Source organism: Streptomyces sp. NBC_01013 (assembly GCF_045162765.1).
GTDB lineage: Bacteria > Actinomycetota > Actinomycetes > Streptomycetales > Streptomycetaceae > Streptomyces.
Genome location: NZ_CP108687.1, coordinates 3,013,830 through 3,038,711 on the forward strand (window position 1 = coordinate 3,013,830; position 24,882 = coordinate 3,038,711).

Below are 24,882 nucleotides of genomic sequence, written 5' to 3' on the forward strand. Positions count from 1 at the left end.
GGCCGGACCTGTGCTCAGGTCCGGCCGGCCGTCGCCACGCGCACCGGCAGCGCTCCCATCGCCCCGCGCAACGCCGCCGCGAACTCCTCGAACTCCTCGTGCCGGGCCGCCCCGGTCCGCATCCCCAGCGCCACCCGCCGTGCGGGGGCGGGGTCCGCGAAGTACCCCGTGGCCAGCGCGTCGTTGCGCGCGGTCTCGACCGTCACCGCGGTCCGCGGCAGCAGCGTCACCCCGAGCCCTCCGGCCACCAGCTGCACCAGCGTGGAAAGCCCCGCCGCGGTCGTGGTGACCGGTGCTCCCTCCGTACGCCCCGCCTCACGGCAGATGTCGAGGGCCTGGTCGCGCAGGCAGTGCCCCTCGTCGAGCAGCAGCAACGGCAGCTCCCGCAATGCCTCGCGCGGGATGTCCTGACGCCCGCCGAGCCAATGGTCACGCTCCATGACCAGGACGAAGTCCTCGTCGAAGAGCGGGAGTTCAGTTACCCCGGGCACTCCGAGCGGCACCGCGAGCAGCAGCAGGTCCAACCGCCCCGCGGCCAGCCCCTCCAACAACGAGGATGTCTGCTCCTCGTGCACCTGGAGGTCGAGGTCCGGGTAGCGCTCATGGACCAGCCGCAGCACGGTCGGCAGCAGATACGGGGCAACGGTCGGGATCACGCCGAGCCTCAGCACCCCGGTGAAGGGCGCCCGGACCGCCTCGGCCTCCTCCATCAACTCACCGACGGCGTGCAGCACGACCCGCGCCCGGACCGCCAGCCGTTCCCCGGCGGGCGAGAGCAGCACCTTGCGCGTCGTACGCTCGATGAGCTGGACCCCCAGTGCCTCCTCCAGCGCGGACACGGACCCGGAGAGCGCGGGCTGACTCATCCCGATTGCGGCTGCCGCATCCCGGAAGTGCAGATACTCCGCCACAGCGGCGAAGGCGCGCAGCTGCGCGAGACTGGGCTGTTTGGGCCGGATGCCCTGATTGCTCTGGGACACTGATAGGCACCTCCGATCATTCGCGACCCAGTGTAGCCGCACCTCGGATCAAACGAGGGCGGCCAAAGACGACCGACGCGACGTGAAACCGGAAGCGCTATCCCCCTCATGCAACTTCCGGGGATGGACCTCACAGCGGGCCGCAGGACCCGGCGTCCCGCACCCAGCACTGATCCCTCGCCCCTATCAATCCCTTCGGCGTGACCGATTTCCGTGATCAATGGGGCATGTGGGACTGTGCTTGGGTCCAACCTCGAGCAACACAGGAGTTCCCCGAATCATGCTCACTGTCGGTGACCAGTTTCCCCAGTTCGAACTGACTGCTTGCGTCTCCCTGGAGAAGGGCAAGGAGTTCGAGACCATCACCCACAAGTCGTACGAGGGCTGGAAAGTGATCTTCGCGTGGCCGAAGGACTTCACCTTCGTGTGCCCCACGGAGATCGCCGCGTTCGGCAAGCTGAACGACGAGTTCGCCGACCGTGACGCCCAGATCCTCGGCTTCTCCGGTGACTCCGAGTTCGTGCACCACGCCTGGCGCAAGGACCACCCGGACCTGACCGACCTGCCCTTCCCGATGCTGGCCGACTCGAAGCACGAGCTCATGCGTGACCTCGGCATCGAGGGCGAGGACGGCTTCGCCCAGCGCGCCGTCTTCATCGTCGACCAGAACAACGAGATCCAGTTCACGATGGTGACCGCCGGTTCCGTGGGCCGTAACCCCAAGGAGGTCCTGCGGGTCCTCGACGCCCTGCAGACCGACGAGCTGTGCCCGTGCAACTGGACCAAGGGCGAGAACACCCTGGACCCGGTCGCGCTCCTCTCGGGCGAGTGAGCTGACCGACATGGCACTCGATGAACTGAAGGCCGCCGTTCCGGACTTCGCCAAGGACCTGAAGCTGAACCTCGGCTCGGTCATCGGCAACAGCGAGCTCCCGCAGCAGCAGCTCTGGGGCACCGTTCTCGCCTGCGCGATCGCCTCGCGCTCGGCGAAGGTGCTGCGCGAACTGGAGCCGGAGGCGAAGGCCAACCTCTCCGCGGAGGCGTACACCGCCGCGAAGTCGGCCGCCGCCGTCATGGCGATGAACAACGTGTTCTACCGGACCCGGCACCTGCTGTCGGACCCCGAGTACGGGAACCTCCGGGCCGGCCTGCGGATGAACGTGATCGGCAAGCCGGGCGTGGAGAAGGTCGACTTCGAGCTGTGGTCGCTCGCCGTCTCCGCGATCAACGGCTGCGGCCAGTGCCTGGACTCCCACGAGCAGGTGCTGCGCAAGGCCGGCGTGGACCGTGAGACCATTCAGGAAGCCGTCAAGATCGCCTCGGTGATCCAGGCGGTCGGTGTGACCCTCGAAGCCGAGGCAGTCCTCGCCGAGTAGTACCGCGGTACCCATGTACGAGAAGGGCCCCCAGGACGACCGACCGTCCCGGGGGCCCTTCTTCTTGCGTCCGCCGGGTTTCACCGTGCCCGCTGCGTTCGCCGCGCTCGTTCAGAGTGCCTTCGACGTCTCCGCCACCGGCTCCTCGTCGATGCCGTCGTCGACGTCCTCCGGCGGCGCACCGGGCGCCGGAGCGACTGCCGCGTCCAGCGAGGTCGCGCCGTGCGGCGGCGGCGAGTGGCGACGGGACTCCTCCTGCCCGTACGTCCGCAGATAGCCGACCACCGTATTGGTCACCGCCACCAGCGGTACCGCGACAACGGCGCCCCCGATGCCGGCGATCATGCCGCCTGCGGCGACCGAGAGCACCACGGCCAGCGGATGCACGCGCACCGCGCGGCCCAGGATGAAGGGCTGCAGGATGTGGCCCTCGATCTGCTGCACCGCGAGGACCACGGCCAGCACCATCAGCGCCGTGAACACGCCCTGGGTGACCAGGGCGACGACCACCGCCAGCGCCCCGGAGACCACCGCGCCGACGAGCGGGATGAAGGCGAACAGGAAGATGAAGACGGCCAGCGGAACGGCCATCGGCACGTCGAGGAAGAAGATCCCGAGGCCGATGAAGATGGCGTCGATCAGGGCGACGATCACCGTGCCGCGCACATAGGCGGTCAGTGTCCGCCAGGCCCGGGGGCCGGCACCCGCGACGCCCGGCCGGGCCTGTGCGGGCACGAGCTTCAGCACCCATTGCCAGATGCGCTTGCCGTCGTACAGCAGGAAGAGCGTGGAGAACATCGCCAGCAGCATCCCGGTGAGGAGCTCCACCATCACGGTGACGCCCTGCAGTCCGGCGGAGGTGATCGCCTCCGTGTTGGTGCCGACGGTGTCGCTGAGGTTCTTCGCGACGTCGTTGATCTGTTTGTCGGTCACATGGAACGGGCTGTCCAGCAGCCAGTTCTTCAGGTCGTCGATACCCGTCCGCACCTTGTCGGAGAGGGTGTCGATGTTGTCCATGACCTGCCAGACCACGAACCAGCCGACCAGGCCCATGATGACGAAGCCCAGGATCGCCGTGACCGCGGTGGCCAGTCCGCGCGGCAGCCCGTATCGCCTCAGCCGGGCCACGGTCGGCTGGAGCATCGCGGTGACGAGCAGAGCCGCGACGAAGGCCAGCACCACCAGCTGCACCGCGCTGATGACCCGCATGAGCACCCAGAGGGTTCCGGCGAGCACCAGCAGGCGCCAGCCCGCCTCGGCCGCGACCCGCATCCCCCAGGGGATGGCGGCGACCGGATCGGGGCGTGCGGAGACGGAGGGAGCGTACGAGGGCGGCGGCGGCACGTGGTCGGTCGCGGCCGCGCTCCCGTCGGTCCCGGCCTTGCGGGCGGAAGCGGAGGCGGTCGCATGGGACTCCGCGTGCGCGATATCGTCCTCGGCCGCCGCTTCGGCCCGCCGTTCGTCCAGGCGCTCCCCCAGCTTGGTCAGTTCAGCACCCAGTTGTCCGAGCCACCCCGGCAGTTTTGACATGACAGTTCCTCTACCCCCGTCCGCTCTCCCCACCGCTCCCCCCGGGAACGGCTCCGCCCGACCGTACACGCGCGAAGCCCCTCACCGTAGGACGGCGAGGGGCTTCGTGAGGTTGAGACCTGAACCTCGAAAGGTTCTAGTACCAGTGGTTGGCCTGCCAGAAGGACCAGGCCCCGCACGGGCTGCCGTAACGGCTGTCCATGTAGTTCAGGCCCCACTTGATCTGGGTGGCCGGGTTGGTCTGCCAGTCGGCACCGGCGGAGGCCATCTTCGAGCCGGGCAGCGCCTGGACGAGGCCGTAGGCACCGGAGGACGGGTTGCTGGCCCGGTAGTTCCAGCTCGACTCGTTATTCACGATGTTGCTGAAGCACTGGAACTGCTCGCCAGGGATCATCTGACGGGCCATCGCCTGGACGTCGGCCACGCTGTACGAGCTCTGCGTCGCGAATGCGGAGGCGCTGCGGACCTCGGAGCGGCTGGCGCGCTCGGCGCGCTCCGCCTTCTCCTGGCGCTCCCTCTCCAGCCTGTCCTCGGCTGCCGCCTTCTTGGACTTGGCGTCCTTGGCTGCCTGAACGCGGGCTGATTCCTCGGCGGACTTCTTCGCCGACGCGTCGGCCGCGGACGCCTGGGCGTCGGCCTGCTGCGTCAGCGATGCGGTCTGCACCTGGGCCTGCTGGCCCGCGGGGATGTCTGCGAGCAGCGTGGTGTCGGCTGCGGTCGCCTCGAAGTTGTTGTCGTCGACAGCGGGAGTGCTGCCTGCTGCAACGCCTACGACGGCGCCAACGGTGGTTACCGCTGTGGCTGATGCCACGGCGAACCCCCGGACCGAGATCCGGCTCACACGGTGTCCTTCCAGCATCGCCCGCTTAGGTGACCTCGCGGGCGCAATCGTGCCCCTGACACTGGCCTCCCTACTGCTTGGGTCACGGGAGGCACGGGCCCGGTGGGCGACTCCCCGGAGGGAGCGCCGCGTGGTGCTCGCGGGCGGCATACGGGCGGCGGTTGTTGAGTTGTGTGGTGCGTGGCACCTCTGAAGGTGCCGGTGTGCCGTATGCGGGGCCTGACGGAAGCAAGACTCTGCCGGAACGGGACGCCGGGAAGCAATTCTCCGTTGAGTGTGAAAGCTCACACCTCGTTTGGGCCACATGAATCGCGGAAATGGTGCCGCAACACAATGCCGCCCGGCTAAGCTCCTTGGCTCGCCGGGCGGCATCAACTCTCCCAAGCCGTATCAGATGTGGCCTTCCTCCAGCATTTCGGTCACCAGTGCGGCGATGCGGGAACGCTCCGAACGCGTGAGCGTCACATGCGCGAAGAGCGGGTGTCCCTTCAGCTTCTCGACCACGGCGACCACTCCGTCGTACCGGCCGACCCGGAGGTTGTCCCGCTGGGCCACGTCATGGGTGAGCACCACCCGGGAATTGGCCCCGATCCTGGACAACACGGTCAGCAGGACGTTCCGTTCGAGCGACTGGGCCTCGTCGACGATCACGAAGGCGTCATGCAGGGACCGGCCCCTGATGTGGGTGAGCGGCAGGACTTCCAGCATGCCGCGCCCCAGTACCTCCTCGATCACCTCGCGGCCGGAGACCGCCGAGAGCGTGTCGAAGACGGCCTGCGCCCAGGGGCTCATCTTCTCGGCCTCGCTGCCGGGGAGATAGCCGAGCTCCTGCCCGCCGACCGCGTACAGCGGACGGAAGACCATCACCTTCTTGTGCTGTCCTCGCTCCAGTACCGCTTCGAGGCCTGCGCAGAGGGCCAGCGCCGATTTGCCGGTGCCGGCGCGGCCGCCCAGCGACACGATCCCCACGTCCTGGTCCATGAGCAGGTCCAGGGCGATGCGCTGCTCCGCGCTGCGACCGTGGATGCCGAAGGACTCCCGGTCGCCGCGGACCAGGCGGACCGTGCCGTCGGGCGTCACCCGCCCCAGCGCCTTGCCCCGTTCGGACTGGAGGACCAGACCGGTGTGTACGGGAAGCTCGGCGGCCTCGGGGACGTAGAGCGTCTCCTCGGCGAAGAGCAGGTCCACCTGTTCGGCGGACAGGGACAGCTCGGACATCCCGGTCCAGCCGGAGTCGGTGATGGCGAGCTCGGCCCGGTACTCCTCGGCGAGGAGGCCGACCGACGAGGCCTTGATGCGCAGCGGCAGGTCCTTGGAGACAACGGTGACGTCGTACCCCTCGGCCTGGAGATTGCGTGCGACCGCGAGAATCCGTGAGTCGTTGTCCCCCAACCGGTAGCCGGCGGGAAGGACGCCGGGATCGGAGTGGTTGAGTTCGACGCGCAGCGTCCCGCCCAGATCCCCGAGGGGGATCGGGGCATCCAGCCGGCCGTACCGGACCCGGAAGTCGTCCAGCAGGCGCAGGGCCTGCCGGGCGAAGTACCCGAGCTCGGGATGGTGCCGTTTGGCCTCCAGTTCCGTGACCACGACGATCGGGAGCACGACTTCGTGCTCGTCGAACCGGGCCATGGCGTTCGGATCGGCCAGCAGGACGCTGGTGTCGAGAACATAGGTGCGCCTGTCGGGCATGCGGCGCTTTGTGCTGGTCACCACGGAAGGACGTACCCCCTCGGACGAGGTTGGGGTGCGACGGCGTCGCGGAGCATCCCAAAGGGAGAGGACGGGCCGGGCTCCGGCCACCTTGCGCGGGCCGAGCGCCGGCCCTCCGCGTCGGCCGCACTGTCTGTACGGTCCTTCGTGTGCAAAGGGCCTCCCGGGCGAGCGGACTCCATGCCGCTCACTTGGACTCGACGTCCGCCTGGTTGGCGACCGGACGTCGACCTGTCAGGGGTATGCCCTCGAAAACGCCAAGCCATGCCGTCCGGGGCGGGCGGGGTGAGCGGGCGGCAACGGGGAGCCGTGGCCGTCGTCCGGGCACACCACCCGAGCAGCCCCGTCCTGCGTACGCCGGACGGGGCCGTGGTGCCGGTCGGTTGGGGGTCTGGGGTGTCAGCCGCCGTAGCGACGGTGGCGGGCGGCGTAGTCGCGCAGGGCCCGCAGGAAGTCGACCCGGCGGAACGCCGGCCAGAAGACCTCGCAGAAGTAGTACTCGGAGTGCGCGCTCTGCCAGAGCATGAAGCCCGACAGCCGCTGCTCCCCGCTGGTGCGGATCACGAGGTCGGGGTCGGGCTGTCCACGGGTGTAGAGGTGCTCGGAGATCAGGTCGGTGGAGACGATCTCCGCCAGGTCCTCGAAGGAGGTGCCCTTTTCGGAGTGGTCGAGCAGCAGGGAACGCACCGCGTCCGCGATCTCCTGGCGCCCGCCGTACCCGACGGCGACGTTGACCAGTATTCCGTCGACTCCTACGGTGGCCTGCTCGGCCTCCTTGAGGACCGTCTGGGTGTGCGCGGGCAGCAGGTCGAGGGTGCCGACGTGGTGGACGCGCCAGCGCCCGTCCGCCACCAGGTCGCGCACGGTGTTCTCGATGATGCCGAGGAGGGGGATGAGCTCGGACTCGGGCCGGTCGAAGTTGTCCGTGGAGAGCATCCAGAGCGTGACGACCTCGACGTCCGTCTCGCTGCACCAGCCGAGGAGCTCCTTGATCTTGTCCGCACCGGCCTGGTGCCCCTGCGCGGCGGTGCCGCCGGACGCCTTCGCCCAGCGCCGGTTTCCGTCGAGGATGACACCGATGTGCTTGGGCACCTGGGCGTGATCGAGGCGGGCCTCCACCCGGCGCGCGTAGAGCCCGTACACCAGGTCGCGCAAGTTCACTGAGTCCACCTCTCGGTTCCGTGCGGGCACGCCCGCCCCTTTGCCCGGGGTCCGGGATCGTCCACCTGGGGATCGCCGCACCGGAAGGGGGCGATCGCCCCGCCGTGCCGTGCAGTCCCGAAGCCGCCACATTACTGCGCAGGCGGCGCAGCGGCCCAACCCGGCCTGTCACAAGTCCGCGATATCCGGCCTGTCGCATGTCCGTGATAGGAGAGAAACGTGACTGATTCCTCTTCCTCCTACCGGGCCGACGCCTCGCGCTACGACTCCATGGAGTACCGCCGCACCGGCCGCAGCGGCCTCAAGCTCCCTGCCGTCTCGCTCGGCCTCTGGCACAACTTCGGCGACGACCGGACGCTCGACTCGCAGCGCGCCATCCTGCGCCGCGCCTTCGACCTCGGCGTGACCCACTTCGACCTGGCCAACAACTACGGACCGCCGCCCGGCTCCGCCGAGCTCAACTTCGGGAAGATCTTCGGGCAGGACTTCACCCCGTACCGTGACGAGCTGATCATCTCGACCAAGGCGGGGTACGACATGCACCCCGGCCCGTACGGGGAGTGGGGCTCGCGCAAGTACCTCCTGTCGTCGCTCGACGCCTCGCTGAAGCGGATGGGACTCGACTACGTCGACATCTTCTACTCGCACCGCTTCGACCCGGACACTCCTCTGGAGGAGACGATGGGGGCGCTGGCCTCCGCCGTGCGGCAGGGCAAGGCGTTGTACGTGGGAGTGTCCTCGTACACCTCCGAGCAGACCGCCGAGGCGGCCCGGCTGCTCAGGGAGATGGGTGTGCCGGCACTGATCCACCAGCCGTCCTACTCGATGATCAACCGCTGGACCGAGGACGACGGGCTGCTGGACACCCTGGAGACGGCGGGCATGGGCTGCATCTCCTTCGTGCCGCTCGCCCAGGGTCTGCTGACCGGCAAGTACCTCAAGGGCATCCCGGAGGGTTCGCGCGCCACGCAGGGCAAGTCCCTCGACCCGGACCTGCTCTCGGACGAGGTGGTCCGCCGGCTGAACGGGCTGAACGACATCGCGCGCCGCCGCGGCCAGTCGCTCGCCCAGCTGGCCATCGCCTGGGTGCTGCGCGACAGCCGTATGACGTCGGCTCTGATCGGCGCGTCGAGTGTGGGGCAGCTGGAGGAGAACGTCGCGGCTCTGGCCGGTCCGGCGCTGTCCGCGGAGGAGTTGAAGGAGATCGACACCTTCGCCGTGGACACCGCGGGCACGAATATCTGGGCCGGGCGGGGCTGAGGGAACGTGCCGGGGGGCCACGGCCGCGTCTGCGGTACGGGCCCGGCGGTACCGGGGCACAAAAAACGGGCCGGTCCGTGGGGGGGGGTTACGGACCGGCCCGAGGGGGGGTTTCCACCATAACCCTTCGTAAGTGCTGCTGCGTGCCGCGGCACGAAATAATTACTCTCCGGATGTGCGGGGCATCCCTCCGGGTGCGGAATCCGGGGCTCCGCAGGGCTGTGAGCTGCACGGACGCTCGGCAGCCCTGACCTGGGGCTGAATCCGCCCGCAGGACGTACACAGGATGTGCACATTCCGGTCGTGGCGACCGCGCCCGGCACCGCCCACGGGGGACTCCTTCCTGCTTCACGCAGGGTCATGAGCGGGTGGGCATCAGGACAGAACGTGACCTGATGGGCCGGTAGCTTTCGGTTCATGACGACACCGAGCGCATCTGTGAGCCGGTCCGGAGCGAACACCCGCCGGATGGAACGCCAGGGCCTGACCGCCCCGCTCGCCGCAGCCCCGGCGGCGGTGGTCGAGTCGATGCCGGCCGCACACGCGCAGGTCCCGTCGGCCGCCGAGCTCTCCGTGGGCCTGCGGAGCCGGGACCTGACGCGGGCGGATGTGCGCAAGGCCCTGTGGACGGACCGGACCCTGATCAGGACGTTCGGGCCACGCGGGACCGTCCATCTGGTGGCTGCGGCCGAACTCCCCTTGTGGACCGGCGCACTGTCAGCCCTGCCGGTGGGCCGCAACCCCCACCCGGAGGGGGTGCGGATGACTCCGGAGCAGACCGGGACGGTGCTCGCCGCGATCGCCGACGCCCTGACCGGCGAGGAACTGACCGTCGACGAACTCACAGAGGCGGTCGTCGCGCGCGCCGGGGCCTGGGCGGGTGAGCCGGTGGTGCCCGCCTTCCAGACCCTGTGGCCGCGCTGGCGGCAGGTGACCCACCTGGCGTCCCACCGCGGAGTGCTCTGCTTCGGACCGGACCGCGGCCGCAAGGTCACCTACACCCGCCCGGACGTCACCCCGCTGGACGGACCACCGGCGCTCGCCGCACTCGTCCGCCGCTATCTGCACGCATACGGCCCCGCCACCTCGTCGGACTTCGCCAAATGGCTCGCGGCACCCGCTCGTTGGGCGTCGGAACTGTTCGATGGGGTGGCGGCAGCCGGGGAGATCGAGGGGGTGGTGTACGAGGACGGCAGCCCGGCCTGGGTGGTGGCGGGCGACACCGCCTTCCCCTCAGAACCGGTGCGCGGGGTGCGGCTGCTCCCCTACTTCGACGCGTTCGTCATCGCCTCCCGGCCCCGGGAGTGGCTCTTCCCCGGCGCCGCGTACACCCGGGCGCTGGCGGGTGGCCAGGCGGGCAACTTTCCGGTGCTGCTGGTCGACGGCACCGTGGCAGGGGTGTGGCACCAGCGCCGCTCGGGCCGGCGCATCGCGGTGACGGTGGAGCCGCTCTCCCCGCTGACGGCCGGACAACTCCTGGAGCTGGAGCAGCAGGTGGCGCGGGTGGGCGAGGTGATGGAGGGCCGGGCGGAGCTGACAGTGGGGAAGGTGACGGTCGGCGGGCACGCGTAGGGCGGCGGAGCCATGACGCGCCCGGAGCCTGGGGACGGCTTCGCGGGCGACTTACGAGGGCGGGGTGGCGCGCCCGGGGCTCGGGCGCGGCTTCGCGGGCGACGCAGGAGAGTCCGGGTGGCTCGCCTGCCCTTCCGGGCCGGGCGCACGACGGACCGACGGGGCGCGCCCGGCGTGGCTCGGCCGTGTCACTCTTGCCCCGTGACGATGCCCGTGCCCATCACCCCCGACGCCCCCGGCGTCCTCGGCCGCCCCCTCCTCACACAGGAGTGGCTCGATCTCTGCTTCATCCACTGGGCGGTCGATCCGGGCGCGGTGGCGGGTCTGATGCCCGGAGGGACCGTTCCCGACACGGTCGACGGGGTCACCTACGTCGGGCTGGTGGCCTTTCGGATGCACCGGGTCGGATGGCTCGGGCTGCCGGGCCTGCCCTACCTCGGTTCGTTTCCCGAAACCAACGTCCGCCTGTACTCGGTCGACGCACAGGGGCGTCGCGGGGTCGTCTTCCGCTCGATGGACGCCTCGCGGCTGATCCCCGTGGTCATGGGCCGGACCGGCTTCCAGCTCCCGTACGCATGGTCCCGGATGAGCGTCGAGACCAGCGGCGACCTCGTCACCTACACCAGCTCGCGCCGCGTGCCCGGCCCTCGTGGAGCCCACAGCCGCATCACCGTACGCACCGGCGCCCGCATCCGGACCCCTACGGAGTTGGAGCACTTCCTCACCGCCCGCTGGGGCCTGCACAACCCGTTCCTCGGCGGCACGGCGTACCTGCCCAACGACCACCCCCGCTGGCCGCTGCACCGTGCCGAACTGCTCGTCTGTGACGAGAACCTGGTCGAGACGGCGGGCCTGCCCGCCCCGAGCGCCGCGCCGGTCAGCGTCCTTTACTCCCCAGGCGTGCGGGTCCGTCTGGGCCGCCCCGGTCGCGTCCCCGGTGAAGGGTGAACGGGGCGAGCCCGTGGTACGGCCCGGTCAGGTGGCTGCGGCCGCTCCCCGGTGGCCCCGGGTGAAGCGGATGCCCACGGTGTCGCCGCCGGTCACCACGAAGCGGCCGCCCTCGCAGCGGATGACGGCCTGATCCACCTCGCCCCGCTCGTCCCTGCGCTCCTCGGTGCGCAGCACCGTCCAGCCGCCGTCGGGCGGCTGCGGCAGCCCCGCCATCGCGGCGAACTCCCACTGGACGGCGGGCACGCACCAGTCGGGGAGTCGGGGCCAGGAGCCGGCACCCACATGCAGGCTGCCGTCGGACGCGCAGGTCAGCAGGACGGACTGGCCGTCAGCCAGCAGGAAGGCGACCGCTTCCGGCTCCCCCATCCGCCCCTCGGGCCGGTAGAAGATGCCGAGTACGCCGACGATCCGGGCGCCTCTGAGCCACTCGGCGTTCCCCTGCCGCGGGCCGCGCGCCGCTTCTTCGTCGTTGCCGACCCTCATGGCCTGCTCCTTCCCCGTGCGCTCAGCACCCAGAGTGCCATCCTTCGGGCGCGGGAGGGACGTTCGGCCTCACCCGGGTTTGCGGGCCTCGATCAGAAAGCGGGTCGTGTGGGCGACGAACGGCCCCTCGGTCTCGATCCGGTGGTGCAGCGCGGCCAGTTGGGTGCGGAACGCGTCGACGGTGAAGCCGGGCACCATCCAGATCACCTTGCGCAGGAAGTAGACGACGGCGCCGATGTCGAGGAACTCGGCGCGCAGCCGCTCCATCCTCAGGTCGACGACATCCAGACCGGCCGCCTCGGCCGCCGCACGTGCCTGCTCGGGGTCGCGTCCGGCGCGTACCTCCGGCGGCTGCGGGCCGAGGAAGTACTCGACCAGTTCGAAGACGCTGGCCGGGCCGACCTGCTGTGAGAAGTACGTACCGCCAGGGGCCAGGACCCGGGCGATCTCCTCCCACCACGTGGTCACCGGATGGCGGCTCGTCACCAGGTCGAAGGCGCCGTCGGCGAACGGCAGCGGCGGCTTGTCCTCGTCCGCGACCACCACGGCTCCCAGCGGGTGCAGAAGGGCGGTGGCGCGGGCGACGTTCGGCGGCCAGCCTTCGGTGGCCACGGTCAGCGGCGGCAACTTCGGTGCGGAGGCGAGCACTTCGCCACCCCCCGTCTGGATGTCCAGCGCCGCCCTCGCCCGGCCGAGGCGCTCCCCCATGGCCCGTGCGTACCCCCAGGACGGGCGCTCCTCGGTGGCCCGGCCGTCGAGCCAGGAGAAGTCCCAGCCGGCCACGGAGACGGCGTCGGCCTCGGCGACCAGGGCGTCGAACCGGGCACGTTCAGCTGCCTCGGCCGCTTCTCCTGCCGCTTCTCCTGCCGCCTCTTCTGCCGCTGCCTCTGTTCCTTCGGCGGCCTCTGCGGCTGCTTGCGCGTCATCGGGGGTTGCGGTCATAGGGGAATGGTGGCAGCCGGACGTCTCCGGGCGCGACCGCAATACGGTCCTCCCGGCCCCCGGCCCCGGCATCCGGCTCAGGCGGCCAGTCCGCCGAAGAGGATCCCCAGCAGCGCGCCCGCGATCATGAACGGGCCGAACGGGATACCCGTCTTGCGCCCGGCACGTCGCATGATCACGAGCCCGAGCCCGTACAGGGCACCGAACAGGAACCCCGCGAACCCTCCGGCGAACACGACGGCCCAGCCGTACCAGCCCAGGGCGACCCCGAGGGAGAGGGCGAGCTTCACGTCGCCGAAGCCCATCCCGCTCGGGTTGATGAGGAAGAGGAGGAAGTAGAAGGCACCCAGGGTGGCTCCCCCGAGCAGCGCGGACAGCCAGGCGCCACCGTGCTCCGGCAGCAGAGCGGCGAGCCCCAGAAGTACGGCGGCTGCCGCCGCGGCCGGCAGGGTCAGCTGGTCGGGGAGCCGGTGGACGCGTCGGTCGATGGTCGCGAGGAGCACCCCGACGGGGGTGAGCAGCAGCCAGACGGCGAGCTCGGGCCGCGCCCCGGTGGTTGCGGCGAGGGCGACACAGCCGAGGGCTGTGACGACGGGGGCGAGGAAGGACGGGGCGTAGCGCGGCCCGTCCCGGCGCGGGGCGGGTGGTGCGCCGGGGGCGGCGCCGGGGCCGTCGGCGTCTTCGGCTGCGTCGCCGGGGTTGCCGGTTGCCTCGCCGGGATCATCGCCGGTTGCGTCGCCGTCAGGTTCCTCGGCTGCGCCGTCTGCCGGGTCCGGCCCGGGGCGCCCCGCCGTCGTATCCACGGCGACGGCCGCGCCCACTTCGGCACAGGTCCCGCAGCGCGTGGAGCCGAGCCAGCCGCGGCCCGGCCCCGTGAGGGCGTGGCCGGCGGGGCAGGCATCCCGCCACGTGTCTTCCGGTTCGACGGAGAACCGGTAGGCGGCCCGCGGGACCAGCAGTCCGGTCGCGGCCCCCCAGAGGGCGGCGACCCCAATCAGCATGGCGTACACGGCACCGAGACTAGGCGCCCCGCCGGCGCCGGTCATGGGCCCTGGGGCCCACAGCCTGTCGATACGGACCCACAGGCCGTCACGTGGCGCTACCGTCGTGGCCATGGCTCGATGGCGCAATGGAACAGGAACGCTGACGATCACGGACCGGGGCGGGGAACGGGAGACCGTGGTGCCGCTGCGGATCGCGGCCTCGTACCGTCACCGGTCCCGCGGGCTGCTCGGCCAGGACGGGATCGACGGCGCGCTGTTGATCACGCCGTGCGGGAACGTCCACTCCTTCAGGATGCGGTTCACGATCGATGTGGCCTATCTGGACCGGAAGTTCAACGTCGTGGCCGTGCACTCGATGAAGCCCGGGCGGCTGAGCCTGCCCCGGCTGCGGGCCCGGCACGTGATCGAGTCGGAAGCCGGCGCGATGGCGAAGTGGGGGCTGCGGCCCGGTACTCAGGTACGGATCGCGCAGACCGACTGAGCTCCCGCCCGACTACGGTCGGTCGCGCGCGCGGGCGTCGGGCGTGCGGAGGCCGGGCGGCGCGGACGGCCGGGCTCTCGCCGGGCAGTGCAGGGCCGGGGCCCTCGCCGGGCGGTGCGGGGCCGGCAGACATAATCGGGCGTATGCCCGCCGCCCCCTCCCCCCAGATCACCCCCGCCCCGCCGCCCCCGGAGCGCCGGCCGGTCGGCGGACGGGTTGCCGCCGCCCTCACCGAGGCCGCACCGGCTCTCGGCGCGTACGCCGCGGTGCGGATCGTCGGGCTCCTCGTCCTTTGGGCCGCCGCGTCCGCAGACGGGAAGGATGCGCTGCATCTGCTCTCCGAGCGCTGGGACTCCGTCTGGTACCAGCGGGTCGCGGGAAGCGGCTACGGGTACACGGCCACGCTGCCGGACGGGAGCATCCACTCCGACCTGGCCTTCTTCCCGCTGCTGCCCGCACTGGAGCGCGGCATCGCGGAGGTGACCCCGCTCGGTCTGGCGGGCGCCGGACTGCTGGTGGCCTGGGTTGCCGCGCTCCTCGCCGCCTGGGGGATCTTCGCCGTGGGTGCGCGGCTGTACGGGCGCCGGGCGGGGGTGGTCCTGGTGGCGTTGTGGGGGGTGTACCCGACGGCGTTCGTCCAGTCGATGGCGTACACCGAAACCCTGTTCACCGCACTCGCCGCCTGGTCGCTGTACGCCGCGCTGACCCGGCGATGGATCGTCGCCGGTGGGCTGTGCGTGCTCGCCGGGCTGACCCGGCCCTCCGCCGTCGCGCTGATCGCCGCCCTCGCGGTCACGGCCGCCGTCGTCCTCGTACGTGAGTACCGGAGCGGTGCCACCGACGGCATCGTCCGCCGTCATGGCCGGATGCTGCTCGGGGTGGTCATCGCGCCCATGGGCTGGCTCGCGTACGTGGTGTTCGTCGCGGTGCGCGAGGGCAGCCCGTTCGCCTACTTCGACGTCCAGGCCCAGTGGGGCAACAGCATCGACGGCGGCGCGGCCCTCGCCTCCTTCGTCCTCGGTCTGCCGCTCCCCGGCATGCTCGGGCTGTGCGCGGCACTGGCCGCTCTCGGCTGGCTGGTGTCGTTGTGCGTACGACAGCGACAGCCGCTGCCCGTACTCGTCTACGGCATCGCCGTCGTCGTCGTCTCGTTGATCGGATCCGGGTACTTCGGCTCCCGGCCCCGGCTGATGATGCCCGCCTTCCCGCTTCTGCTGCCGCCCGCCGTCGCCCTGCTGCGGCTGCGCTCCACGGCGCGTACGGTGGCGGTGCTCGCCGTCCTGGCGGTGGCCTCGGCGGTCTACGGGGCGTGGACGCTGCTCGGCTCCGGTCCGCCGTGACTTGGGCCCGTGGGCCCAAGCATCCGCGGTGCTCCGGTTGTTAGCGTGCGGAGTCCGTGCGGGAACGACGTCGGCGGTCACGCTTCGCCGGTGAGGAGCGGTCAGTGTTGAAGGCACGTACGGCGGCCTTGGCGGCCACCACTGCGCTCTGCCTGGCGGCCGTCGCCTGCGGCCCGGAGGGGAAGACGTCCGACCAGGACGGCGGGAAGGCGTCGAGCGCGCCCGCGAAGCCGAGCGGGACGCCCTCCTCGGATCCTGCCGCGAGTGACTCCGCGGCCCCGTCCCCCACGTCGATCCCCACCAGCAGCGGCAAGGTCCTCGACAAGGCCGGGCTGGCCGGAATCGCACTGACCACCGGCGAAGTGGGGAGCTACGAGGTCACGCCCATGCAGGGCGGTGAGGAGACGGGCACGGAGCGCTCGGAGAGCGAGGACTGCCGGCCTCTCGTCGCCGTGATCAACGGCGCGCCCGAGCCGGCCCCGGCCGCCACCGTCTTCCGTACCGTCATGGACAGGTCGCAGGAGGACAAGGACGACCGGACCGTCGTCACCGAGATCCTCACCTCGCATCCCAAGGACGCGGCGCAGCAGGTCATGCGCGGGGTCCGGGACGCGGTCCGGGCCTGCGCCGGCGGCTTCCGTACGTCGGGCGCGGACGGCCCGTCCACCTACACCGAGGTCAAGCAGCTCCCGCTGCCCCCTGCGGGCCAGGAGAGCATCGCCTATCAGGTGACCGGGAGCATCGAGGGGAACAAGGTGCCGCTGCTCTTCCAGCTGGTGCGGACCGGATCGACCGTCGTCACGTTCTACGTGGCCGACTTCCTCACGGCGAAGACCCCTCGGCTTCCGGCCGAACTCGTCGCCGCCCAGGCCGCCAGGCTTCCCTGACGCCCTCGGTCCCGTCGGCCCGGGCCCACCGCCCGCCGGGCGCGTGCGCTCTCGCGGCAACCGCGCTCTCACACGTCACGCAGGACCACGTCCGCGGCCAGGGCCGTTCCCGCCGCGTCGTGCAGCTCCAGCCAGCGCCGCTCGTCCGCCACGTTGCCGGTCCTGATGCCGAACGTCCAGGTCGGATCGAGGAACAGGGTGTGGCCGCCCTCGAAGTCGAGGGCGAGGCACGTGCAGTCGGCCGCACCGGCACCCGGCGCGCGGTAGACGCGCAGCCGGGTACAGCGCAGTGCGTCACGGCCGTCACCGAACAACTGCTCCCCGCAACTGGCGACCATCACCTCTTCCTCGGCGTCCGTGAGCAGGTCGACGTCGCTCCAGTCGATGCCGTCCGCCGCCAGGGTGTCCAGCCGGTCGAACCCGTCCGCGGCCTCGAACCTCAGCAGTCCCTCGTCCAGCCGGAGCCAGACCACCAGGGGCTGCGGACGGAACTCGGGGACGTCCTCGTCCCGGTCCAGGAACCCCGGGAGGAGGACATCGTGGACGGCCCGGTCGCGCAAAGCCTTCTCGGCCGTCTGCCAACCGCTCATGTCCGCTCCCCGCTCATGTCCGCTTCCTGCCCGTGTCGGCGTCCCACTGCTGCCCGGCCGCCGGCCGGCTCCCTGCCGTTTCGGCTACTTCACCGGCACCTTCTTGGTGATCTCGATGGCGGTGTCCATGCCCTCGCCGCTCTTGAGCGCGGTCCAGAAGTCGCCGTTCTCCTTGAGGACGATCGTCACGCCGTTGCCACGATAGATCAGTCCCTCGGGCTCGCCCTTCTTCAACGTGCCCTTGCCGACAAGCTTGAACGTGCCGTCCTTGACGGCCTTCGCGATGTCCTCCCGGAAGCGCGGACCGTCCTCCTTGAGCTTCTTGTACTTGGTGCCCAGCGCGTCCTCGACGAGCTTCTTGTGTCGCAGGAAGTGGTCCTTGAACTTCTTGGGGTCCCCTTCACCCACACCGGGGTTGGTCGCCGCATCGACCTCCTCCGGCGACATGTCGCAGTCGTTGTTGTGGACGAGCGCGGTCGCGGAGCCGATGCCGACGTAGTAGGTGTGGACGCCCTCGACCGTCAGGTCGTACGTCGTCTGCCGCTGGGTGTACCGCGCTACTCCGGTGACGGTCAGGGTGCCGCCGGTCTCGGTGCGCAGCGCGTCGCCGCGGCCGAGGTCGCCCGCGTCCGTCCAGCGCCGTTCGCCCGTCACCCAGAACGGGTGGCTGTCGGTGGCGGTCAGCCGGCCCGGTGCCCCGGCGGTCCGGACGGTCAGCCGGGTGAAGTGCTTGTCGTCGTAGGTGGTGATGGTCCGCTCGACCCGGCGGGCTCCGGTCCTGCCGGTGACCGGATCGGTGGCGGTCACCAGGTCCCCCGGGCGGACCGCCTCGATGGACAGGGTGCGGCCGTCCGCGAGGAGCACCGGGGTGCCGGCCAGGAAGCTGTGCTTCGCCGCGCAGGTGGTCGGCTTCTTCTCGTCGGGTTTGTCGTTCTTCTTGGGCTTCTTGGCGTCGTCGAGCTTCTTGCCCGCGTCCTCCAGAGCCTTCTCGGCGTCCTTGACCTTCTTCCGGCTCTTGATGAGCCCCTTGAGCCCGTCGTAGAGGTCGCCGCCGTGCTTCTTGAGGGCCTGGATGAGTTTGTAGGCCTTCTTCCACTTCCATGGCGCCCCGTACTTCGCGGCGAGCTTCCCGACCGCGCCGCCGATGAGGCTGAGGAGGACGTTGATGAGGGTTTCGGTGCAGGCGCCCATGTCGCCCTTGGTGATGCAGTCCAGGGCGTCGGTGATGCCGAGCTCGTCGGCGAGGATCTTCGCGAGTTCCTTCGCGGCCTCGATCGCCTTGTCGCTGTTGGACTTCTCGTCCTTCTGCGCGTCCTGGAGATCCTTCAGGGCCTGGTCGTACGCGGTCTGCTCGGGTGACTTCGGCGTTCCGTCGGGGTTCTCGTCCGATGCCGGGTCCCCGTCACCCGGACGGTTGGCGCCGTCCTGCGCCTCCGCCCCGTCGCCACCCCCGCAGTTCCCGCCGCCGGTGACCTTGCAGACCTCCACGCCCATCTTCTGGGCGAGATCGGCTCCCACCCCCGTCGCGATCAGGGCGCCGACGATCGCTACGACCACCAGGGTCAGCCCCACGTACTCCAGTGCGCCCTGCCCCCGGTCGCGGCGGCCACGTGCCCCTGGCAACCGCACGCCCGTGCGTGGCACGGCGCGCCGCAACCCGCGGCGTACTCCGCGAAACCGTCGACGCAACTCCCCCATGGATGCCATAGGGCGACCGTAACGACCCGTCCTGCCAGGCGTCTTGGGCCCGCGGGCCCAAATACCGCCCGCCTCCGCGCGCGCCCGGCCCCGGCCGGCAGCCTGGGTCCGGCATTGGGGCTGCGGGCCCGCGTCAGGCGCCTTCTCCAGCCGTACGCTCCACGCCACAGCCGGATTCGGCAGTGCGGGCACAGGCAGCGGGACGAGCACCGGAGAGGGAGAGAACACCGTGAACGGTGGAGACGGCGGGGAGAACGGAAGCAGGGGGCCCCGGCCCTCGGAGCAAGGGCGGGGCCGGGCGGGAATCCGCACGGGCAACCCGACAGAGAACGGGGCGGGAGGAGGTGGCTCGGGCGGGGGCAGGGGCGTGCCGTTCGTACTGGCCCGGTGCTGGGCCGTCGGCGCCGTCGTCCACGTCGTCTCCGGGTACGTGATCTCCCGCGGGCTCGTCGATCTGCTGGCCACCGACGAACGACTGGACGCCTTCGGCTGGCGACTGGGACTGCAGCACGTACCCGCCGTCCTCACCGCCGTACTGACCGTGCTGGCCGCCGCCCGCAGCCTCCCCGAGGAGCGCCGCACGTCCCGGTCCCTGTACCTGGCGGCTTCACTGATCGCCCCCCTGGCCGCCCTCGGGTACGGGTACGCGGTGCAGTGGCCCGTCTCCGGCATCGAGGGGGTCCTGATGCCCGCGGTCACCCTCGCCACCGGAGCGGCGGTGGGCCTGTCCCTTGACCGGCTGATGGAGGACACCGATGCGGAGTCCGCACAGGCCGCCCCGTACTTCTGGCGGGACGGCGGGGCCGGCGCGCCGGCCTACATCGGGGGGATCGGCGTCGCGGTCGGCGTAGTCGCCGCGCTGGCGGGCACCGGGGTCGGCGGCTGACGGCTGTCCCGTGAGGGTTCGCCGGTCCTGTGCCGCCGCGGGGCCGGCCGCACAGCGGGCCTGCACCACCTGGAAGGGCGCGGGCGGTGACGCCTTCCGCGAGTGGGGCGACGGCTTCGCCGAGACCTTCGCCGGGCCCCGCGCCCCTACCGGTTGGGCACGTCACTTCCGTACACGACCCAGGGCGACTGCTCGAACGAGCTCACCCCGGACAACTGCGGCTGGACGGACGCCACTTCCCGCCGCACCGCGAGCGTGTCCGGCCAGTGGTCGAAGTACACCGTCCCCTTCTCTATGAACCCTCTCCAGTCCGTGGCCGCCGACGCGCCCTCCCGGTCGACCACGAAGCCGACACAGAGCACCGACGCCCTGCCGATCGCCTCCCGCACCGCACGGACGACCGTCTCCCGCTCGTCCCCGCTCAGGCAGCCGAGGGCGAACTGCAAGGCCACCGTGCCGTCGTCCGTCCGCCGGACCTGAGCGGGGACCTCCGCGCCGCTGCGCAGCCAGAGGAGGAAGTCGACCTGGTCCAGCCGTTGCAGGCCGGTCAGAAGCACGAGCTGATCCCTGGTCACCCAGGACTGGGTGCCGGTCCACCGAGGCCCTGGCCCGAGCAGCGTGATGCGCCGGGTGGCCGGATGATCGGGCCGCACCCCCGCCGCCTCCAGGTCACCGAGCAACGACTCGGCGTCGGGGCGGCCCCAGCCCAGGTGGTACGAGTAGAAGAATCCGTCACTCATCGAGACGTCACCTCATGAAGAAATTCTGGGCACCCCGCATCACCCCGGCGCACGCCGGATGAGAGATGGCCGCCCTGCTGGTCAGGTAGAGCGCGAAGATCCCTGTGCACGCGAGCGCGCCCGTCGGGCCGCCGGCAGGGCGACGCCGCGTGGGGCTCACGGTTGGTCCCCACGAGCGTAATGAGCAGCGCGGCCCGGTGCGTGGGCCCACGGACCCACCGGCGGACCCCAATGGGCCGCGGGGCGGCGCCCCGACACCAGGACCCGATACGCCCGCCGGGTACGGCCGCGCGACAGCCGGCTAGCTGTCGCTGTCGCTGTCGCTGTCGCTGTTAAACGATGGACAGGGACGCACCCCACCGGCCATCGTGTACGGCGATGACACGCACCGATTCGCCTCCCGCCTGGGACGAGCGCACCCAGCTGACCACGTTCCTCGACTACACCCGCGCCACCGCCGTGGCCAAATGCGAGGGGCTCTCGCAGGAGGACGCGGTCAAGGCCCCGCTCCCGGGTTCTCCCCTGATGACCCTCGCGGGTCTCGTCAACCATCTCCGTTGGGTCGAGTACTTCTGGTTCGAGGTCCAGTTCCTCGGCGGGGAGGACGAGGGCCCGTGGACGGACGAGGACCCCGACCGCGAGATGCGCATCGCCGTCGACATGCCGCTGGCCGACGTCCTGGCGGAGTACGAGGAGCAGTGCGCCCGCTACCGTGAACTCGTCGCGGCCCACGACCTGGACACCCCGGCCAAGAACCCGCGCCGCGACGGCCGGCACCCCGATCTGCGCTGGATCCTGCTGCACCTGATCGAGGAGACGGCCCGGCACAACGGCCACATCGACATCATCCGGGAGACCGTCGACGGCACCACGGGAGACTGACGGCTGTCCCCGGTGGGGCTCAGGGAACGCTGCGCCGCGCCCGGTCCAACTCGACGTTGAACTGGGCGCCGGTCAGCAGCGCCAGGTTGGTGAACCACACCCAGATCAGGAACACCACCAGCCCGGCCAGTGATCCGTACAGCCTGCTGTAGGACCCGACGTACGTGGCGTACAGCGCGAATCCCGCCGAGGCCACCAGCCACAGCAGAGCCGCCAGCACCCCGCCCGGCAGCCCCTGACGCGTGCCGCGCGCGGAAGCCGGGCCGGTCCGGAACAGGACCATGATCAGGCAGGCGACCAGGCAGAGCAGCACGGGCCACTTCAGCACCGCCCACACCGCGTCCCCCAGATGCGCGAGCCCCATCCGGTGCCCGAGCCAGCGGGCCAGCGGGCCCGAGAGCACGAGGGCGAACGCGCTGGTCATCAGGAGCAGCAGCAGCCCGATCGCGGAGACGACGATGATGTGCGCCTTGCGCAGGGCGGGCCGGGTGTCCGGCACTCCGTGCATCGCGTGCAGCGCCCGCCGGAACACGGCCAGATAACTGGACGCGGACCAGACCGCGCTGACGGTACCGGTCGCGGCCAGCAGCCAGACCGCGGTGCGCTGCTGGGTGGCCGCCTCCAGCGGCTGTCGCAGTGCGGCACCGGACTCCGCCGGGGCGAAGGCGGTGAAGTCGGCGATCAGCGCGTGCGTGGCCTGGGGGTTGGCCAGCCCGATGACGGACACCGTCACCAGGAGCGCGGGGAGCAGCGCGAGGATGGCGTAGTACGTGAGGGCGGCCGCCCAGTCCGAAAGGTCGTCGTTCCACAGGGAGACGGGCGTCCGCCGCAGCGCGACGGGCCAGCTCCGCAGCGTCCCGGGGGCGGCGGGCTGCCCGGCTCCGGGACGGTTCCTCCCGGGGCGGTGGTCCGTCCGGGGTATGGCCCCGGCAGCGGTACCGCTGGTCTTGCTGAACACGGTTGCGGCTCCGGGGATGTAGGAGGGTTCGGCCTGGTCGGGTCCCTGCCGGGCGAATGCCGTGGGGACACCGAGCACTACCCATCCTCTTCTGCTCCCGTTCACGCCCGGTACTCCCGGTCCCTCCGGACGGCGCGCGGGTGGCCCCCGCCACGGTGGGCCGGCCGCCTCTCCCGTCACCGGCAGCCCTTCCTGCGCCCAGGCCCCGGGCAGCCGCGAGGCGGTCTCGGAGACGGATCCCTCCTCCACCGTGTACGCGATCAGCGCCTGGCGTATGGACGCGCGGCGTTGTCACACCCTCGCCTTACGCTCGCGTCATGAGCGTCTCCCTCTACTACAACGCGCACCGCGCGACCCCGCTGACCGAGGCCGAGTCCGAGGCCGTCGAGCGCGTCGTCGCCGCGCACATGGCGTCGTTCCCGTACGACGACGAGGAAAGCCTGTACGTGTACGACGGGCGTTCCTCCGAGTCACGGGAGATCGTCGCCGGGTCCACCAAGATGCCGTTCGATCCCGGCCGGCTCATGCCCGTGATCGCCCATGTGCTGGATTCCGTGACGGAGTTGCGCCGTGCCCTGCCGGATGCGGAATGGCGCGTGCACATGGACGATCTCGACATCCCCTGGGACGAGGCCGAGGGATACGCCCTGCCCGGGATGCGCGACCCGGATCTGATCGCGGAGCTCTCGGCGGTCCACGGCGAGGACGGGGTGCCGGGATGAGCGGCGCGAGCACGGGGCCGGCCACGAAGGCCCCGCAGCCCACGCCGGGACAGCAGCGGCTCATCGAGTTCGGTGAGGCGTTGTACCGCCGCATGTCGCCGGACGCCGGGCTCGGCCATGTGCTGCTGCCCGACGACGACGCGGTTGCGGTCGTCCACCAGGTGCGGGGCGGCGGCAGCATCCTGGTGGCGGCCGACCGTTCCGTGCTCTTCTTCGGCTCGGCGCTCGACATCAGCGCCGCTCTGCTCGACTTCCGGGCGGGCGTGCGGACGCCCGTGGAGCGATTCGGGTAGCGGCCGACTGGTGCGCCCGGGCTCCAGACTGCGCGCCGTGCCGAGCACCGGAAACGGCACCCGGCCCGACACCTCGGCTCACTGCGCCGCGGCGGCACCCCCTTCCACGCCGGCCGGCGGCGCGGGCGGCCAGGGGACGTCGGCGAGCAGGGGCACGATGGTCTGCTCCTCGTAGTCCAGATGCGCGTTCAACTCCGCTGACATGGAGTTCAGTTCGGCGCGGAACCGCGGGGCGTCCGCGATACCGATGCCGGCCAGCAGGGCCGCCAGATCGCCCTGGATGCGGGCCACCGTGCGGTGTTCGTCGCGAAGCCGGTCGAAGGTGGCACCCAGGTCAGCGTGGTACCGCGCGATCCCGGGGAACAGGTGCTCGTCCTCGCTGGTGTGGTGGAACTCCAGGGCCTGGCAGAACGCCAGGCACCGCTGCCTGATCTGGAGCCCGAGCCCCGGGGCCGGCGGCTCGCCGGGCCCCTGATGAGCCGCGCGGGCGGCGAAGTGGGCTTCGGTCTCCGCCCGCACCTGACGGAGCTGGCCGCGCAGCCAAGTGTGGACCTCCATCACCTTGTCGGCGAGGGTCCTGACCTCGCGGGGCCGCCCCTCCCACCGGTCGGGGTCGGCGGGCTCCAGCACGACGACCAGCGGGACGCGGACCGCCGGCGGTTGGTGGGCACCGGCTCCGGGGGCGGCCGGCACGGCATGGTCGAGCAGCTCCTCACCGTGCGCGTCCGGGTCGGGGACGGCGAGCGCCTGGTAGCTCTGCGTACCGACCTCCACCGACACCACCGGGTGGGCCAGCAGATCGTGGTACCAGCCGGGGTGGTTCGGCGTACCGGTGCCGGCCCCGACGACAGCGAGGGAACCCTCGCGCCGGACGTAGCCGAGCAGGGTGGTCCGCGGGGTTCCCGACTCCGCGGCGGTGGTGGTCAGCAGGAGCAGGTCGCGGCCTTCGAAGGGGCCGGTGGGCTTCCCCCCGTTGGCTCGGAACTCCTCGATGTGTCGGTCGTGGAAAGACGTGGGCATACGGATCTCTGTCTCCGGAAGAGGTGAGGGTGCGGTGCGGCCGCAGCGACTGCGGCCCATGGCCGGCGAAGACACACACCGCGCACGTCCACCGCGGAACCGGGTGGAACAGTTCGGAGTGACGAACCCGTGGCACGCGCAGAAGCGCGGCAGGTGACGGGGGCGACGTGCGTCTGCGCTACGTCGGATGCTCAGGTGCAGAGCGCGGAGTTCGAACTCACGACGGGCTCCTGACTGGATGATGCTCACCCGACTACCGGCCGGCCCACTGCTCTTTGGCCGGCGTCACGTGGCACCGCCTCTATTTACGGGCACCCGCCCGCCCGCTGTCAACGCCAAACCCCCGGCTCCGGCTACGAAGGGCCGGGCGGCCGAAGTACGCCGGCGGACGGGAGGGGACGAGCGGAACAGCGGATACGCGTGCACAGGACCAGGCTGGGCGGGGCCGAGATCCGGGTGATCCGGCACGCCCCGTTCCTGGCAGAGCTGGCGCTGCACGACGACAACCACTGGATGTCGGTGTACGGGGACCGCGAGGGCGCCGCGCGGTTCCTCGCCCTGTGGTCGCTCGCCGC

At 71.1% G+C, this 24,882-nt stretch carries 25 protein-coding genes; 12 read left to right on the forward strand and 13 right to left on the reverse strand.

The genetic code is table 11. The features are described 5' to 3' along the window. Positions 1-14 precede the first annotated feature (14 nt). Positions 15-980: a hydrogen peroxide-inducible genes activator gene (locus OG538_RS12690; protein WP_406093085.1), complete on the reverse strand. Its 966-nt coding sequence runs from the start codon at positions 978-980 to the stop codon at positions 15-17. Positions 981-1,260: 280 nt separating this feature from the next. Between OG538_RS12690 and OG538_RS12695 the strand changes: the two genes are divergently transcribed. Together OG538_RS12695 and OG538_RS12700 are read left to right on the forward strand one after the other, a co-directional pair. Further along, positions 1,261-1,812, forward strand: a complete 552-nt coding sequence (locus tag OG538_RS12695; protein ID WP_406093087.1) for a peroxiredoxin — start codon at positions 1,261-1,263, stop codon at positions 1,810-1,812. Between the two features lie 10 nt (positions 1,813-1,822). Then, positions 1,823-2,356: an alkyl hydroperoxide reductase gene (locus OG538_RS12700; protein WP_406093089.1), complete on the forward strand. Its 534-nt coding sequence runs from the start codon at positions 1,823-1,825 to the stop codon at positions 2,354-2,356. Positions 2,357-2,467: 111 nt separating this feature from the next. Here OG538_RS12700 and OG538_RS12705 read toward each other — a convergent pair whose 3' ends face one another. From OG538_RS12705 to OG538_RS12720, 4 genes are all read right to left on the reverse strand, one after another. After that, on the reverse strand, positions 2,468-3,886 hold the full coding sequence (locus OG538_RS12705; protein ID WP_406093091.1) for an AI-2E family transporter: 1,419 nt from the start codon (positions 3,884-3,886) through the stop codon (positions 2,468-2,470). A gap of 136 nt (positions 3,887-4,022) precedes the next feature. Beyond that, positions 4,023-4,727, reverse strand: coding sequence for a transglycosylase SLT domain-containing protein (locus OG538_RS12710; RefSeq protein WP_406093093.1), 705 nt, complete (start codon positions 4,725-4,727; stop codon positions 4,023-4,025). Between the two features lie 390 nt (positions 4,728-5,117). Beyond that, a complete protein-coding gene (locus OG538_RS12715) occupies positions 5,118-6,440 on the reverse strand; it encodes a PhoH family protein (RefSeq protein ID WP_406093095.1) in 1,323 nt (440 codons plus the stop codon). A gap of 396 nt (positions 6,441-6,836) precedes the next feature. Beyond that, complete coding sequence (locus tag OG538_RS12720; protein WP_148020469.1) at positions 6,837-7,598, reverse strand: isoprenyl transferase; 762 nt, start codon at positions 7,596-7,598, stop codon at positions 6,837-6,839. Positions 7,599-7,817: 219 nt separating this feature from the next. Between OG538_RS12720 and mgrA the strand changes: the two genes are divergently transcribed. The 3 genes from mgrA to OG538_RS12735 all read left to right on the forward strand — a co-directional run bounded on the left by mgrA (position 7,818) and on the right by OG538_RS12735 (position 11,378). After that, positions 7,818-8,858 (forward strand): L-glyceraldehyde 3-phosphate reductase, encoded by a 1,041-nt coding sequence (gene mgrA / locus OG538_RS12725; RefSeq protein ID WP_406093098.1) that lies wholly within the window; start codon positions 7,818-7,820, stop codon positions 8,856-8,858. A gap of 417 nt (positions 8,859-9,275) precedes the next feature. After that, the gene (locus OG538_RS12730; RefSeq protein WP_406093100.1) at positions 9,276-10,430 is read left to right on the forward strand and encodes a winged helix DNA-binding domain-containing protein; all 1,155 of its coding nucleotides are present in this window, start codon (positions 9,276-9,278) and stop codon (positions 10,428-10,430) included. Between the two features lie 207 nt (positions 10,431-10,637). Then, the gene (locus OG538_RS12735) at positions 10,638-11,378 is read left to right on the forward strand and encodes a YqjF family protein (protein WP_406100103.1); all 741 of its coding nucleotides are present in this window, start codon (positions 10,638-10,640) and stop codon (positions 11,376-11,378) included. Between the two features lie 27 nt (positions 11,379-11,405). Here the strand turns inward: OG538_RS12735 and OG538_RS12740 are convergent, their stop codons facing one another. The 3 genes from OG538_RS12740 to OG538_RS12750 all read right to left on the reverse strand — a co-directional run bounded on the left by OG538_RS12740 (position 11,406) and on the right by OG538_RS12750 (position 13,816). After that, entirely contained in the window at positions 11,406-11,864 is a 459-nt protein-coding gene (locus OG538_RS12740) for a hypothetical protein (RefSeq protein ID WP_406093102.1), read from the reverse strand. 69 nt (positions 11,865-11,933) lie between these two features. Continuing rightward, positions 11,934-12,806 carry a class I SAM-dependent methyltransferase gene (locus OG538_RS12745; protein WP_406093104.1) on the reverse strand — a complete coding sequence of 291 codons (873 nt, stop codon included), beginning with the start codon at positions 12,804-12,806 and terminating at the stop codon, positions 11,934-11,936. Between the two features lie 77 nt (positions 12,807-12,883). Then, positions 12,884-13,816: a prepilin peptidase gene (locus OG538_RS12750; RefSeq protein WP_406093106.1), complete on the reverse strand. Its 933-nt coding sequence runs from the start codon at positions 13,814-13,816 to the stop codon at positions 12,884-12,886. Between the two features lie 103 nt (positions 13,817-13,919). Between OG538_RS12750 and OG538_RS12755 the strand changes: the two genes are divergently transcribed. The 3 genes from OG538_RS12755 (at position 13,920) to OG538_RS12765 (ending at position 16,518) form a co-directional block, all read left to right on the forward strand. Next, positions 13,920-14,291 (forward strand): DUF192 domain-containing protein, encoded by a 372-nt coding sequence (locus OG538_RS12755; RefSeq protein ID WP_406093108.1) that lies wholly within the window; start codon positions 13,920-13,922, stop codon positions 14,289-14,291. 143 nt (positions 14,292-14,434) lie between these two features. After that, positions 14,435-15,631: a hypothetical protein gene (locus OG538_RS12760; RefSeq protein ID WP_406093110.1), complete on the forward strand. Its 1,197-nt coding sequence runs from the start codon at positions 14,435-14,437 to the stop codon at positions 15,629-15,631. A 104-nt stretch (positions 15,632-15,735) separates the two neighbouring features. Further along, the gene (locus tag OG538_RS12765) at positions 15,736-16,518 is read left to right on the forward strand and encodes a hypothetical protein (RefSeq protein ID WP_406093112.1); all 783 of its coding nucleotides are present in this window, start codon (positions 15,736-15,738) and stop codon (positions 16,516-16,518) included. A gap of 68 nt (positions 16,519-16,586) precedes the next feature. On the opposite strand, the gene OG538_RS12770 is transcribed toward OG538_RS12765, so the two are convergent. Together OG538_RS12770 and OG538_RS12775 are read right to left on the reverse strand one after the other, a co-directional pair. Next, positions 16,587-17,108, reverse strand: coding sequence for a hypothetical protein (locus OG538_RS12770; protein ID WP_406093114.1), 522 nt, complete (start codon positions 17,106-17,108; stop codon positions 16,587-16,589). A gap of 84 nt (positions 17,109-17,192) precedes the next feature. Beyond that, positions 17,193-18,731, reverse strand: a complete 1,539-nt coding sequence (locus tag OG538_RS12775) for a polymorphic toxin-type HINT domain-containing protein (protein WP_406093115.1) — start codon at positions 18,729-18,731, stop codon at positions 17,193-17,195. A 442-nt stretch (positions 18,732-19,173) separates the two neighbouring features. On the opposite strand from OG538_RS12775, the gene OG538_RS12780 reads away from it, so the two are divergent. Then, positions 19,174-19,692, forward strand: coding sequence for a hypothetical protein (locus OG538_RS12780; RefSeq protein ID WP_406093117.1), 519 nt, complete (start codon positions 19,174-19,176; stop codon positions 19,690-19,692). 146 nt (positions 19,693-19,838) lie between these two features. On the opposite strand, the gene OG538_RS12785 is transcribed toward OG538_RS12780, so the two are convergent. Further along, on the reverse strand, positions 19,839-20,432 hold the full coding sequence (locus OG538_RS12785) for a hypothetical protein (RefSeq protein WP_406093119.1): 594 nt from the start codon (positions 20,430-20,432) through the stop codon (positions 19,839-19,841). Between the two features lie 378 nt (positions 20,433-20,810). On the opposite strand from OG538_RS12785, the gene OG538_RS12790 reads away from it, so the two are divergent. Then, positions 20,811-21,314 (forward strand): DinB family protein, encoded by a 504-nt coding sequence (locus OG538_RS12790; RefSeq protein ID WP_406093121.1) that lies wholly within the window; start codon positions 20,811-20,813, stop codon positions 21,312-21,314. A gap of 19 nt (positions 21,315-21,333) precedes the next feature. Here OG538_RS12790 and OG538_RS12795 read toward each other — a convergent pair whose 3' ends face one another. Next, positions 21,334-22,236, reverse strand: a complete 903-nt coding sequence (locus tag OG538_RS12795) for a YihY/virulence factor BrkB family protein (RefSeq protein WP_406100105.1) — start codon at positions 22,234-22,236, stop codon at positions 21,334-21,336. 353 nt (positions 22,237-22,589) lie between these two features. Between OG538_RS12795 and OG538_RS12800 the strand changes: the two genes are divergently transcribed. Together OG538_RS12800 and OG538_RS12805 are read left to right on the forward strand one after the other, a co-directional pair. Next, positions 22,590-22,994 carry a hypothetical protein gene (locus OG538_RS12800; protein WP_406093123.1) on the forward strand — a complete coding sequence of 135 codons (405 nt, stop codon included), beginning with the start codon at positions 22,590-22,592 and terminating at the stop codon, positions 22,992-22,994. Then, positions 22,991-23,287, forward strand: a complete 297-nt coding sequence (locus OG538_RS12805) for a hypothetical protein (protein WP_406093125.1) — start codon at positions 22,991-22,993, stop codon at positions 23,285-23,287. Before OG538_RS12800 ends, OG538_RS12805 begins: the two co-directional genes overlap by 4 nt. A 78-nt stretch (positions 23,288-23,365) precedes the next feature. Here the strand turns inward: OG538_RS12805 and OG538_RS12810 are convergent, their stop codons facing one another. Beyond that, complete coding sequence (locus OG538_RS12810) at positions 23,366-24,307, reverse strand: nitroreductase/quinone reductase family protein (RefSeq protein ID WP_406093127.1); 942 nt, start codon at positions 24,305-24,307, stop codon at positions 23,366-23,368. Positions 24,308-24,882 lie beyond the last annotated feature (575 nt).